This is a genomic window from Sphingobacterium tenebrionis (assembly GCF_037126265.1).
Lineage (GTDB): Bacteria > Bacteroidota > Bacteroidia > Sphingobacteriales > Sphingobacteriaceae > Sphingobacterium > Sphingobacterium tenebrionis.
Window position 1 is genome coordinate 19504 of the sequence record NZ_JAYLLN010000042.1, and the last position, 13777, is coordinate 33280.

Sequence of the window (13777 nt, forward strand, 5' to 3'; positions counted from 1 at the left end):
AAAAGGCTACCATATTTTAATGCCTTCCATATTTTAAAGGCTACATTTTTTTAGCGTAATCTAAATACATGCTTAGAATACTATTCCTGTGCATGATGTTAGGTCCTTGGACCGTCATCTTGGCACAGCACCATGAAACGATCGAGGAGGTAAAAGTCTCTGCGAAACGACATGAACAAGGCACAGCCGTGAGGCAAAACCTATCCCAAGAGGAGATCGACGAAAGCAAGGGCAAGACCTTGGCAGAACGTTTCAGTAATTTATCTGGCGTCAGTCTTTTGAGCTCTGGCCATAGCATATTAAAGCCGGTGATAAACGGGCTACATAGTAACCGCATTCTGATGTTGAACCAAGGCGTAAAGCATGAAGGACAACAATGGGGTATGGAGCATGCGCCGGAGATCGACCCTTTTTCGGCAGACGATTTTGAACTGATCAAGGGTGCCCAAGCGGTTCGCTATGGTGCGGATGCCTTGGCAGGCGTGCTGATCAGCAAATCCAGAAGCATCAAAACCGATAGCCTGCATGGCGCTATAGATTTATTGGGATTCAGTAACGGGCGAGGGTTTTCAGGAAACGTGCTGTTGGAAGGAGGCTTGAAAAGTATATCCAATCTGGGTTGGAAAGCCCAGCTTTCCGGCAAGAAATTGGGAAATAGCAAAACTGCCGATTATTATCTAGGGAACACCGGCGTGCAGGAGCTTAACTTCTCCGGACAGGTTCAGTATAAATTAGCGAATCATGCTTTTGATGCCTATTACAGTCGCTTCCAAACCGAGCTGGGTGTATTCTATGGTGCTCATGTCGGGAATATCAATGATATCCTGGCGAGGATTGCCCATGGTGAACCTTTGGAGCATTATGATTTTTCTTACGACATACAAGCGCCAAAGCAGGATGTCAGTCATCAATTGGCGCGTTTGAACTATCAATATTCCTTCGGGAATGACCTGCGATTGGAAGCTCAATATGGATGGCAAAGGAACCACCGCAAGGAGTTCGACCGCCGTCGTGCTGTAGCAGATGATGTACCTATGGCTGATATGGTGCTGGACAACCATTCCCTGGAACTGTTGCTGAAGAAAAAGGGATATACCATCGGTATGCAGGCTGGAAATCAGGTGAACAACAATACCCCTGGAACTGGCACCACCCCTATCATTCCCAACTTTGAAAGCTGGTCGATCGGCTTGTTCGGAATGCATCAACAAGTTTGGGATCGATTTTTATTGGAACTGGGATGGCGATATGATTTCCGATATTTCGATGCTGCCGGGTATAGGTACCGTTATAATGATCCTAACGAAAGCATCCCACAGCAATACCTGCTCACAGACCAACGGAATTTCCATAATTTCTCCGGATCAGTGGGCGGGAAATACCAACTCGATTCCAAATGGGCAATACGGTCGAATGTGGGTTTGGCCTGGCGAGCACCTACGGCCAATGAACTGTATGCAGATGGGGTTCATCATGGTGCGGGGATCTATGAGATCGGTGATCTTGATCTAAAGGCCGAACAGGGATTGAAATGGGTAAATTCGATCAGCCGCGAAGCGGATGATTTTGCCTTCCAACTGGATGGGTATGCGCAGTATATTGCAAATTATATCTATTCCACCCCGAATCCAGATTCGGTAAGACAGACCATCCGAGGAACTTTTCCGGTTTTTAGCTATACGCAGCACAATGCTTTGTTCTTTGGTCTGGACCTGAATGCGAAATGGGCATTTTTGGATCATTGGCAGTACCAGATCAATGCGGGTTTAGTGCGCGCAAAGAACCTGAGTATGGATAGTTACCTGCCTTATATTCCTTCGGATCAGTTTACACAGAGCTTGGCTTGGAGCTATGCTCCCCAGGATAAAGGATATGTTAAATTATCCCATCAGTTTGTAGCCAAACAAAATCGGTATGAAGCAGGAACGGACTTTATGGCTCCTCCCCCTGCCTATCACCTAATGCATGTACATGTTTACAAAGCTTTTCGCTTAGGCAGGGAAACCAATCAATTGGTCAATCTAGGTTTGCGTGTTGAGAATATATTCAATAACCAATATAAGGATTATATGGATCGATTCCGTTATTATGCGCATCGTCCTGGCCGAAACTTTATTTTATCCATTAATTATACATTTTAGAAAAAAACATTAAAAAAACATAATCATGAAAAATATACATTTATTTATTATCGCGTTATTCAGTATTTCTGTATTCAGTTCTTGTTCAAAGGATGATCCAAATCCCGAGGTGGACCAAGAGGAAGTTTCCGGTGCTACTTTAGTTTTTACGGAAGTAAAAAAGGTAGTGAATGGAAGTAATGTGAGCTATGAAGATATTGCTGGTGCAGAGGTAGAAAAAATCGAATTCAAAGGGAACGATCTTTTGCCGGAAGTGGGTGCTCATTTACATTTGGAAAAGGATAAGTCATATCGTTTTAATTTGATCGTTCGTGATTTTGCAGGTCGTGAGAGCCAGCAGACTTTTGTGGCTAGGGATGATCAGCATTTTGCCTTTATTTTAGGCGCTCCTGCTGATGCATTGAGCATTAGCTATGCGGATAAAAAAGCGGATGGCACTGCTGTGAAAGTAGGTACAGTTGGACATATCAGTGTAAATCAGGTGGCAGAATCGTTTACTTTTAATTATATCCTTAGGCACTTGAATCCTGGTGTAAAATCTCAGATTGATCTGGATAAGGATATTACCAATAAGGAGTATACGAAATTTGGCGGGGCAAATGATCTTGATCTGAAATTTAGCCTGCATTTGGTGGAAGAGGATGATCATGGACATGATCATTAAGAATTTTAGATTTAGTTCTTACTAAGGATTAATTCGGGAGAATGTAATCTGTTTAATTTATTAAGTAATTAGGCTCTTTGGAGCTGAGAGGAAAAGTCCAGGTGAAGAAATTCATTTGGACTTTTTTAATCTTTTTCAAGGATTGCTTCACCTCATTCCATGATTTTCCAGATGTTGGATTAATTTTGTGATCTTTATAACTAAAAATTATTAATACGTATAATTTAAAACCTTATGTTCTTAATCATTGTTGTCCGATAAACAGGAGAATTATTTTCATTTGTTGGTCCTAATACTTTACGAGCAATTTTTTTGCTGATTTCAAAAAGCTAGCCCCCCTTCTTTCAAAGAGTGAATTTTCATATTGATTGCCATCTCTGGAATTGACCTCCCGCCAACATCCCCCCAGGTCCTCTAGGAAACGATATATATTGATATAGTTCATCAATTGATTTTTGATCAGGTATACCATATTTAAAAATGCCCATGGCCGTTTTACTCTGCTTTTTACCAATGTAATCAATAGGTTGGCCAACATAGCTGCTCAAATCTGTATTTCAATGGCATTTTCAATGTCTCCCAGGAAATACTTGATTGGAAAGTTCTGTTTTAGCTGCTTGACAAGCATCTCAATTTGCCATCTCTGTTTGTAAATCCGTGCTTTTTTCTCTGCGGACAGTTCAAAGTTATTTGATATGAACTCAAATAACCTATTTTTCATCGTCCCAGTAGACAATCCGTCGGCTACGGTGTTGATGCTGTTTGTTCTGTCCATAATAAAGCACCACTTCTTCATCTTTTAAAACAGCAGAGGGTGCATTAACCGGCAGGTCGTTTTCTTTATGGGCTTGATAGGCTGCATTATCCTTCAAGCGGGTAACATAATAGATTCCGCATTTAGAAGAGGTCTCGTATTCAGCGTAATCGCATAGCCTTTATCGAAAGTTATAATGGATCCTTTGGGTAGCGTATGAGCATCCTTTAGATAAGTATGATCATGGCGGACTGCCGCACTATAACGGATGAGACAGGGAACATTCTCGCTCACCTAAAAGATGGCATATGCCTTAATGCCTACTTTTTTCTTCCCTTGCAGGGATTACGGCAGATTCCTTTTAAAATATCCTTGAACAAGGTGATAGAAGTGGAATCAATGATATATAGACGCTTCATAACTACATCACTCAAACGGCTATCCGTAAAACTTTCCCTTTTCCGCTTATAAACATCCATATAGACCTCGACAAAAAGCTTACTGGTTCGACGCTGATTTGCTTCGGAAAACGTCCTGCACCTAACGATATAGGACAGGCCAATATTACTCAGTAAATGCAAATTACAAGAAGGTGTACCTTCAATTTCTCCACTATCCAAAGAAAGCTCTATTAATATTTGCTCTTGAACACTTTTTAATGAGTCTTATTTGCAAGAATTTAAATTGAAGGATATAGCTACTGCAAGCAAAAATTATATTTTTTTTCAAAATTATTTTATTCCAAAATAGTGACCATTTGGCGAACTGCTTATTATTTGAGATTCTGGAAGAAATGGAGAAGATTTTATTATAAGATTATATGAAGGTGCAGAATTATAATGCGGTTCAGAATCATAACGATAATCAAATGAAAAACCTGTTCTAGGAGAGCCTGTTCTAGTTCTTCCAATATATTTTGTATAAAGATATATGGGCGTTTCTGGAGGTACGATAATAGGGTTGTAACAATATTTATCTGAAAAAAATGATAATTGCATTGGATATGGAGAATCTCTTTTATTTTTCTTTAATTTTATATAGAATGGAATTATTGGCACATCAATTTTAAATACACTATTAATAGTTTGGTGAGTACCTAAAGATTTCATCTTAAAATAAATAGGTACACCAGGAGTTGTTGGAGAAAAAGAAGTTCCTTTTTTCATAATATCTAATAGTTCATCAAAAGACCCTAAGCTTTTTGTCATCTGTTCACCAGAAGCACCCATGAAAAGAAGAAATAGAGATGAATTATTAATAATTTGTCGTTCTTCGGAAGTTAACTGGCTACTTCCGTTTACTAATCCTTCCAATACTGAAAAAGTTAACTTAAAAGCTGAATGAACTTTTTCAGATTCATCATTACTTTCAATTAACAAAATCCCTTTAGAACCATATACTACGGAATTAATATAGGTAGGCCATACACCATTGAGAACTTTGAAATTTAAGTTTTCATATAACTCACCTTTCTCTGGAATATCCATATCAACAGAAAAATTCTTTTGTGTAAAAGACACAGCTATTCCTGTTTTCTTCGTTATCTTTTCGTTTATATTATTGTAGTTTTGAGTAGACTTGAAGAACAAAGCTTTAACATCGACATTAGAGCCAAAAAGACTTCTTAGTTCACTATAATAGTTATAGGCAACCATATCGTAGTTAAAAGAACTTTTAATGGTTGTGTTTAGACCATTAGATTTCATTAAATTTCCAAAAAACTCAGAAGTCGCCATTACATCTGGTACAAAATTTCCATATACCGTTTTCGATGGAAAAGATACAGATACAGATATAGGTCTGCTTTCATATTCTCCATTTCTTTCAGAAAGAGGTATAAACGAAAGATTCTCTAAAGAGTTTCCCTTAATTATAGATCCTAAGTGAAAAACATCTGTTTTACCTAACCACTCTGGAGTCATTGTAAATTCATCAGCATAACCATCCAAAGTAATACCTGGAGTAATTCCATTTTTCCAAAACGTATTGTTTTTTATATAAACAGCAGCTATTTTATCTCCAGATTTTGAGAGTAGGGCATTGGGTAATGAGCCTTTTTTTTCCCTTTTAATTTTTGCGATATCAAAGTTTCTAATATTTCCTTCTACAATTTCAATTTTGGGTAACTCTGCTTGTTTTAAATTTTGGGAATATATTTTAGGTGTATCAATTTGTTTATTACAAGATATTAGTAATACAATAGACACCAAGCCACTTATAATGGATTTATTATTTTTCATTTAGTATGTTCTGAATAGTGAATAATCATTTATTTGTCTACATTGAAAAGTTATAGGATAACCAGGGTTATCTGCAGAAAAATCACCTAACTCTGTAACGTAATTGAGAAAACTTAAATATCCATTGATTTGCGATACAGAACCCGAGTTTGGTCCTCCTGCAAGAAAAACTCTAATTGTACTATTGTTGATAATATTAATATCTGTAGAAGTAATCGTCTCAGTTGTTTTTTTAAATATTTTTTTTGTTACTTTTTCAAAAACTTTAACAATTTCTTCTTTAGTAAAATCGGATTCTATTGCAAATATTCCTTTTTGTCCGTATGATATAGAGCTTATATAAACGGGGTTATTTAAAAGCTGAGATTCTATATCTACCTCCGAAATAAGTTCATCTGCACGTGGTAATGACATATCTATTGTAAAGTTAATTAATTCAAATGTTGAAATTATTCCGTTTTTCTTCTTTATAGTTGTCAATACATTGCTTACAGAGCTTGATGATGAAGAAAATAGAGATCTTGTATTGACTTTATGACCAAAATGTTGAGAAATTTCACTATAATCATTAAAGGGGTTAGAGTAAAAACTAAAAGATGAAATATCATTACTTTTAATAGATACTCCACGTAAAACGTCTTGAACAGTTTGTCTAAACGTTGATAATCTTGGAATTGATATAATTTTACTTTGTGCACCATTAATTGATGTACTGATTCTTATTGGTAATTTATTATATCCAAAAACTAGATTAAAATTACCCTGTTGTAATATATCGTTGCCATTTAAAATAGAGCCTAAATAAACCAATTCATAGTTATTATCCATTACAGTTATTGATGAATTAGAGGCTCCATTTTGTTTTAATTTAGAAGATGTTTTTTCTATATAAAACTTGTTTTTTATTATAGAAGGAGAAATAGATTCTTTACTGCAGCTAAATAGAATTACTATTGTAGCAATAATTGTGAATAAGCCTATTACTGATAATTTATTTTTTTTCATGCGAATATTTATATAAAGAGTTGTTTTTTTTTTAGAAAAAAAACAACTCTTTCTTAATTAAGATTAATTAGCAACATCTATTTTAAAAATTGTTTTGAACAAAGAGAAATCATTAAGACTTCTCATTCTAAAAGATATTGGTCCACCGTAAGATTGTGCACTAACAGCAGCTCCCGATAATATTGCTTTTTTGAAGTCATCATATCCATTTACTGTAGCAGCAAATGCCTTTCCCGGACCAAATTTCATATATATACTTATAGTAGCCTTATCTAGAATGCTTTTATGCTCAGTTGAGACATGAGCATCTACACCGACAGAAGCAATTTTTACAGCAGCTTTGAATGCTGCATTAAAATCCTCATAGGAAGCATCTGTCTCCGCAGCGAACACCCCCATTCTACCATATGTTACAGAGCTTATATAGGTCGGAGCATATGGCCCAAGTGTATTTACATCACTAACACTTATTAATTCAGTTCTTTTCGGCAGAGACATATCAACAGTGAAATTCTCTTGAGTAAACTTAATTATAACTCCTGTTTTCTTTTTTATTTTATTCCCTCCTCCGAGTACTCCAACACTTATAATTTTTTTTATATCTACATTAGCACCGAAAGTATATTTAAGTTCGTTATAATCAGTAAATTGATTTGAATTATAGGAAAAAGAGTTTATTTGTTCTACATTTCCCGCTCTAGAAATTATTTCGCCAACTCTATCTCTAGTTTCATCTAAACTAGGAAATTGAATAACCCCTGAAACTGATGGTCCTGGAATGGAAAGAGAAATCCTAATAGGTAGAGGATCATAATCTCGAATAGGAATAGCGTTAAATGAATAACTTGTGGCAATATCTTTACTTTTAAAAATTGCACCAGGATAAGTAATATCATAATTTTCGTCAGATACGGTAATATTGTCAGACTCAACAAAATATGTCTTACCCATATTATTAGTCCAAACGCTATCCCTTATTATTTTAGCAATTTTTTTTGTTGAATGGGAATTTATTTTGCTATTAGTAAGGTCAACTATTGGATTTTCGATTTTTTTAGTATTCTTAAAAATACTTAAAAGCGAATCTGTTGTAACTAGAGTATTTTCATGATGTGCTAGTTCTTTATTACACCCAATAAAGAATATACTTGAAGATAAAAGTAAAAGAGATGTTTTTAATCTTTTCATAATTTAATTATTAAAATTTATGTTATAGTCAATATTATGATTTTTATGCTTGTATGAACGTAGTTCATAATATATCGGTTCGCCTATAGATTCATTGCTAAATGTTGCAAGGTGAGAAGATTTAATAGCTAAATCGCCGAAAGAAGCAATTTTTTGAATGTTAGTATTTGATGAATCAACTTGTTCAACATCTTGATGATTATAACCAACAAAATGAAAATAAATGGTTAAGTTATTTATCTTATCTATTTCTGATTGATTAAGATTAGCTGAACCCTCTACTATCAATTTGTTAATAGTTAGTTTTACATTTTCAGGAGCATCAATTATCATATAAGCTATTTTGCCATAATACAGTCTATAAACCCGTGACATTTTATCTTCTGAAAGGCTAGAGATTGGAAAAGAATTTGAGAAATCTGAATCATCAAAGTCAGATCTTATTGAAATTGTCTCTCTACGACTATAATATAATAAGCCAGTATGGGATAATTTTTTATTATTTATTTTAAAGAGTGAAAAAAGATCTACTTTGTTTCCAAAAATTAGTCTTAAATCTTCGTATTTATGAAAAGAAAATACTACATCTTTGTGTCCATATATTTTTTCTGTGGGAATTTTATCTAAATGACTTTTAACCAACTTATCCAGTTCTTTCCAATTTCTCATTGAAAAATCTAAGGGAAGTTCCTTACTCTTACTATAAGAATTAACTATAAATCTTCCAGAAGGCATTGCAGATTGACTCAAGTAATTCTCCCAATTAAATGGAAAGGTGTTTAGTGATACAAATGAATTTATTAGAGGTTCTTTTGTAAAAGTAGCACTATAATAAAAGGGCTGATCAGAGGGGTGCCTAACTTTATAACCTATTATTTCTTTATTATCCCATAAGGTATCTAATATATAGATTCCATTAAGATTTGCTATTTTGTTAAATTCAAAATTATTATAATCTATAAAATTTTTCTTTAAACTATCTTTAATCTCAGGAATTATTGGTTCAATCTTGCTTCCTTTTGAACAACCTAAAATAATAGTTAATAACAGCAGAATAATTGGCTCAATCTTCATAAAAGGAAATTTTTATTAATCAAATATAAATATTTATTTGTTATTTATATATTTTTATAACCAAAACTATACATTTGTGTAGTGGTAATTATTTTATAAAAAATGCAGATAGACGATTTTTTAAATCAAATTAAGTTTTCCGAAAAATATGACGATAATGATTATAGAGAAATTAATCATCTTATTGAATTCACAAAATCTATAAGTTATTTGACATATCAAAGCATTTATTTGATTGACTATTATAAAAAGGGATTTTTATTTGTTTCAAATAATCCTATTTTCTTATGTGGCAAATCTCCAAGTAAAGTTCTTGAGGATGGATATTTCCATTATTTTGAAAATGTACCAGAGGACGATTTGAAAATGTTGCTTGAGATTAATGATGCTAGTCACAAATTTTATGAAAGCTTACCTAATGAGGAGAGATTAAATTACTATATATCATATAACTTTCATTTGAAACAGCCAGTTGGAAAACCTGTGCTAATAAATCATAAGCTAAAACCCTTGTTGTTAGATAAAAATCAAAATATTTGGATTGCTATTTGTTTTGTTTCAATATCATCACAGAAGAGATCTGGAAATGTTACTTTTAAAAGTCATAATTCTATAGTTCAATATAATTATGACTTTAATGATAAAAAATGGGAAGTAATAAAGTTTATTGAATTAAAGAAAAGAGAAAAAGATATTTTGCTCTATTCGGCCCAAGGATATACGATGGAACAAATTGCAGATTGGTTATTTATCTCTGTTGATACAATTAAATATTATAAAAGGTCAATTTTTAATAAGCTAAATGTTAAAAGTATATCTGAAGCACTAATTAGAGCATTGGAATTGGATATGCTTTAGGGTTTTATAAAATAATCTCTTTTTCTAACTTAGTTAGGTCCTTAAAAAAATTAATAATAAAAGTGTTTTCCAAGTTAAGATACATGTTCTTATTTTTTAATATAAAGTTATCTAATCTCTTAAGTATATAATAATAGGAATGATAGTTGAACCAAGTTAAACTATAGGAAAAGACAATATATTGGTTGTAATATCTCATTTATTAATTGTTTTAACAAGATTGAGGTTGTAAAGTAAACTGTGTCAAATAAAAAAATAAATTTTAGACACAGGACATGGAAAAAGAGAAGTTTGATTTTGAACGCTTCAAAGTGGAAGCGATGAAAGGCCCTTTACGAAAGCAAAAAAATGGGTGGTACCAAAAGAGTTTTTGCCCCAATGCTTAAACACCTTCTGGAAAGAATTCTTGAAGGAGACCTGGCCAATCATTTACAGTAGAGTAAAGCTTCAGGCGAGATTAATCGTAAAAATGGCAGGACCAAAAGGACGGTCCAGAGCCTTCAGGCCGTACATTTCGAACTGGAGAGCGGTCGTGACCGAAATGGCACATTCGAGCCCAAGATAGTCCCTAAGCGACTCTTGATGGTTAGAGAAGAACTTAAAAACAATGTTATCTCCATGTATGCAAGAGGCATGAGTACACAGAATATCTCAGGCTATGTGAAGGAGATTTACGCGATTGAAGTTTCCGCTACGGAGATCCCAAATATTATGGACAAAGTTATTCCAGCATTGAACGAATGTCGAAACCGCCATCTGGAATCTCTCTACCTCTTTGTATTTCTGGACTGCATGCATTATAATTGCCAGTATCCAAACGCGTGCGGTGTACAACATACTTGGCGTGAACAGAGATGGCCGCAAGGACCTGCTTGGTATTTATCTATCAGAAAACGAAGATTCCAAGTTCTGGCCGTCTGTATTGATGGATCTGAAACAGCGCGGCGTAGAGGATATCCTGGTCACCTGCGTTGACGGCCTGAAGGGGTACCTTGATGAGATCAAAGCATTTTATCCCAAAACTCAGGTCCAGCTCTGCATCGTTCACCAGATACGTTCGAGCCTGCGGTATGTTCCGGAGAAAGATAAAAAAGCCGTCTTTGAAGACTTAAAGCATTTCTATCAGGCAAACAATCAGGATCAGGGCTATGAAAAGCTACTGGAGTTTGATGAAGAATGGGGCAAGAAATATCCGTTATCGCTAAATGGATGGCTGGATAATTGGGGAAATCTTTCTACTTATTTCGAGTATTCACCAGATATCAGAAGATATATCTATACCACAAATGCTATTGAGGCTATGCACCGTCAGATTAGAAAAGTGACCAAAACGAAAGGTGCATTTACATCTGGCCAGGCACTCTTGAAGTTGGTTTACCTCACGGTTAAAGAAATTTCAAAAAAAATTGACCATGCCAATTCGAAACTGGGGATTGACAATGCAACAATTACATATTAAATTTGGAGAAAGGATTAAAGCCTTCGGCAACTCGCGTTCGAGGCTTACGACCTCTGATCACGAACTCTAAAAGGAGTGATGTGACACAGTTCAGTTAACACTATCAAAGTCCAGGTGAAGAAATTCATTTTGACTTTTTTAAAATTTTTTCAAGGCTTGCTTCACCTCATTCCATGATTTTCCTGAAATTGGATTTGCTTTGTAATCTTCTAAACGCTGATTTAAAATTCTTTTATGTTCTACGGTTAATACTTAGTTTTCTGTTTCTTCAGATGTAATAATTGCATCAATAATAAGAAGTATTATTGCATCTGCATGATCGATTAACTCATGGATTTTTTTTGATATCTAACGTATTATCCATAGTAATCAGTTTTCTTATATTCAAAGTTATAAAGGAATTCTTTTAATCAACACTATTAACCTCTTTTAAGTACTGTCAAAACTTGAAATACTCGTAAATCTATTATTGTTGTCTTATAAGTTGCCTTCCCAGTGAAACTAAGGTGAAAGCATACTGAAAGTATGTAAAATGTATACCAAGCATACTATTTACATACTTTTACATTAGGATTACCATTTTTTCATAAAGAACTTAACCATAATCCAGTTAAAACACTTTTAAACCCAGATTTGAATTTAATTTACATTAATATAAGAGTAAAAAAAGGAGAATTTAATTAATAAATTTTCAACGGTCTAGCAGTTCTAATTGAAAAAAAAATAAAGAAAATAGGGATAATACAATTAAAATATAAAAAGTATAAGCGAGCATATATTACAACTTCACCTTTTAACAGAAAAAGAGGTGAAAGATCACCTCTTTTTTAGAGTGCCCGCGGCGGGGGTCGAACCCACATCGTCAGAACCGGAATCTGATATTCTATCCATTGAACTACGCAGGCGGCAGGCCAAAAATACTACTTTTTGGGAGCTTTCAATCAATTTCTTTTCGAAAAAGTAAGTGGTTAAAAGAGAAATTAATTAAGCGGCTCATTTTCAAAACAAAACGAGCTATCTTTTTGGGATAGCTCGTTCTATATGTTTGTACAATAATTAACCGTTGTCTTGGTTTAAAGATTGTTTGTAGATCGCCTTCTTAACTTGGGTACGACGAGTGATCGATTTCTTCTCGAAAGCTTGACGGGAGCGTAGTTCTCTTAACACACCAGTTTTCTCGAATTTCTTCTTGAAACGCTTCAATGCTCTATCTAGAGATTCTCCTTCTTTTACATTTACAATAATCATAGCTTTTAATATACCTCCTTTCGTCGTAATTTTCTTGGTCTGCAAAGGTATCGAAATCAATTGGATTCCACAAGATTTATTTTAGTAAATGAAAGGAACTTTATTAATATTATTTTAATAAGCCAAACTCTTCAACAATAGCTTCCAATGGATGCTCTTTCGTACACAGGGCCGTATGAATGCCCAATTGTTTTGCTCCTTCAAGATGTTGGGGGCTATCATCCACAAAAAGGGTTTCCGATGGCTTGAGGTTGTTTTCTTTAAGCACTAATTCGAAGATCGCAAGATCAGGCTTTCTCAATCCGGCTAAATGGGAATAATAGGTCTTTTCAAAAAACTGCTCATTGTCCTCTACGCCGTATACTTCCTTGATATGGTTCATGCAATAAGTATAATGGATCTCATTGTTATTGCTCAAGAGAAACATTCTGTAACGTTCGTTCAGTTCCTCCATAATTTCATGTTTACCTTCAGGAACGCCAATTAGCAAGGAATTCCAGGCATGATCGATCTGTTCATCGGTTAGATCGGGTTTATTGGCTTTTTCTCTTACACCATTTCGGAATTCAGCAGCCGTAATCTCTCCCCTATCAAAACTATCAAATAGGGAGTCTTGCCCGTGGTGTGCAAAAAAATCATCGACATGTTGAATGCCCAAATCGATAAAGGCCTGACGAACACGCGGAAAGTCGATCATGAATATCACATTTCCATAATCCAGAATTACATTTTTGATATTTTGCATCTAAAAAATTTTGTTTTCTCGTCTCAAATATCGATAATTGCATCGTCAAAAGGCAGGAATAAATGCTGAAATTTTGATGAAATAAAAAAGCTCCTATAGCTCAGTTGGTTAGAGTAGAAGACTCATAATCTTTTGGTCACTGGTTCGAGCCCAGTTGGGAGCACGGAAACAATCCTCACAGAAATGGAGGGCACTGAAAAAGTCTCAACTTTTTAATGAGATTTAAAGAAATGACTGAGTACAGGATTTACCTTACTCGGTCATTTTTGTTTAAAGGATTTCTGAAAGTATGTTTTTTAATGGCCTTATTGAAGGTTTAGCCGACTAGGCTTGCTGTTTGAGATTTTAGTATCCCAATTGCCCTGTTTTTGAGGTAATACCTTTCCTTTTTAGATCAATTT

Annotated in this window: 12 protein-coding genes, 2 tRNA genes and 1 pseudogene; 5 read left to right on the forward strand and 10 right to left on the reverse strand. The window is 34.6% G+C overall.

The window, feature by feature from the left end; genetic code table 11:
• Nucleotides 1–68: 68 nt before the first annotated feature.
• Together VJ786_RS14285 and VJ786_RS14290 are read left to right on the forward strand one after the other, a co-directional pair.
• Nucleotides 69–2141, forward strand: a complete 2073-nt coding sequence (locus VJ786_RS14285; RefSeq protein WP_134776641.1) for a TonB-dependent receptor — start codon at nt 69–71, stop codon at nt 2139–2141.
• 25 nt (nt 2142–2166) lie between these two features.
• Entirely contained in the window at nt 2167–2805 is a 639-nt protein-coding gene (locus VJ786_RS14290) for a hypothetical protein (protein WP_134776642.1), read from the forward strand.
• Nucleotides 2806–3349: 544 nt separating this feature from the next.
• Here VJ786_RS14290 and VJ786_RS14295 read toward each other — a convergent pair.
• The 6 genes from VJ786_RS14295 to VJ786_RS14320 form a co-directional block, all read right to left on the reverse strand.
• Complete coding sequence (locus tag VJ786_RS14295) at nt 3350–3601, reverse strand: transposase (protein ID WP_134776643.1); 252 nt, start codon at nt 3599–3601, stop codon at nt 3350–3352.
• A gap of 278 nt (nt 3602–3879) precedes the next feature.
• Entirely contained in the window at nt 3880–4179 is a 300-nt protein-coding gene (locus tag VJ786_RS14300) for a hypothetical protein (RefSeq protein ID WP_134776644.1), read from the reverse strand.
• A 111-nt stretch (nt 4180–4290) separates the two neighbouring features.
• Nucleotides 4291–5799 (reverse strand): thiol-activated cytolysin family protein, encoded by a 1509-nt coding sequence (locus tag VJ786_RS14305; RefSeq protein ID WP_134776645.1) that lies wholly within the window; start codon nt 5797–5799, stop codon nt 4291–4293.
• The gene (locus VJ786_RS14310) at nt 5800–6804 is read right to left on the reverse strand and encodes a thiol-activated cytolysin family protein (RefSeq protein WP_336557941.1); all 1005 of its coding nucleotides are present in this window, start codon (nt 6802–6804) and stop codon (nt 5800–5802) included. It lies immediately after the preceding gene.
• A gap of 63 nt (nt 6805–6867) precedes the next feature.
• Nucleotides 6868–7992: a thiol-activated cytolysin family protein gene (locus VJ786_RS14315; RefSeq protein WP_134776647.1), complete on the reverse strand. Its 1125-nt coding sequence runs from the start codon at nt 7990–7992 to the stop codon at nt 6868–6870.
• A 3-nt stretch (nt 7993–7995) separates the two neighbouring features.
• The gene (locus tag VJ786_RS14320) at nt 7996–9066 is read right to left on the reverse strand and encodes a hypothetical protein (protein WP_134776648.1); all 1071 of its coding nucleotides are present in this window, start codon (nt 9064–9066) and stop codon (nt 7996–7998) included.
• Nucleotides 9067–9168: 102 nt separating this feature from the next.
• Here VJ786_RS14320 and VJ786_RS14325 point away from each other — a divergent pair, with 102 nt between their 5' ends.
• Nucleotides 9169–9924: a response regulator transcription factor gene (locus VJ786_RS14325; RefSeq protein WP_134776649.1), complete on the forward strand. Its 756-nt coding sequence runs from the start codon at nt 9169–9171 to the stop codon at nt 9922–9924.
• A 275-nt stretch (nt 9925–10199) separates the two neighbouring features.
• Nucleotides 10200–11453: pseudogene (locus VJ786_RS16660) on the forward strand (IS256 family transposase).
• A gap of 68 nt (nt 11454–11521) precedes the next feature.
• Here VJ786_RS16660 and VJ786_RS16610 read toward each other — a convergent pair.
• The 4 genes from VJ786_RS16610 to VJ786_RS14345 form a co-directional block, all read right to left on the reverse strand.
• On the reverse strand, nt 11522–11611 hold the full coding sequence (locus VJ786_RS16610) for a hypothetical protein (protein ID WP_209023130.1): 90 nt from the start codon (nt 11609–11611) through the stop codon (nt 11522–11524).
• 605 nt (nt 11612–12216) lie between these two features.
• Nucleotides 12217–12288 (reverse strand) — tRNA-Arg (locus tag VJ786_RS14335).
• A 151-nt stretch (nt 12289–12439) separates the two neighbouring features.
• Entirely contained in the window at nt 12440–12631 is a 192-nt protein-coding gene (gene rpsU, locus VJ786_RS14340; RefSeq protein WP_099367180.1) for a 30S ribosomal protein S21, read from the reverse strand.
• 109 nt (nt 12632–12740) lie between these two features.
• The gene (locus VJ786_RS14345; RefSeq protein ID WP_134776650.1) at nt 12741–13376 is read right to left on the reverse strand and encodes an HAD family hydrolase; all 636 of its coding nucleotides are present in this window, start codon (nt 13374–13376) and stop codon (nt 12741–12743) included.
• A gap of 89 nt (nt 13377–13465) precedes the next feature.
• Between VJ786_RS14345 and VJ786_RS14350 the strand changes: the two genes are divergently transcribed.
• Nucleotides 13466–13539: transfer RNA gene (locus VJ786_RS14350), tRNA-Ile, on the forward strand.
• Nucleotides 13540–13777: the final 238 nt, after the last annotated feature.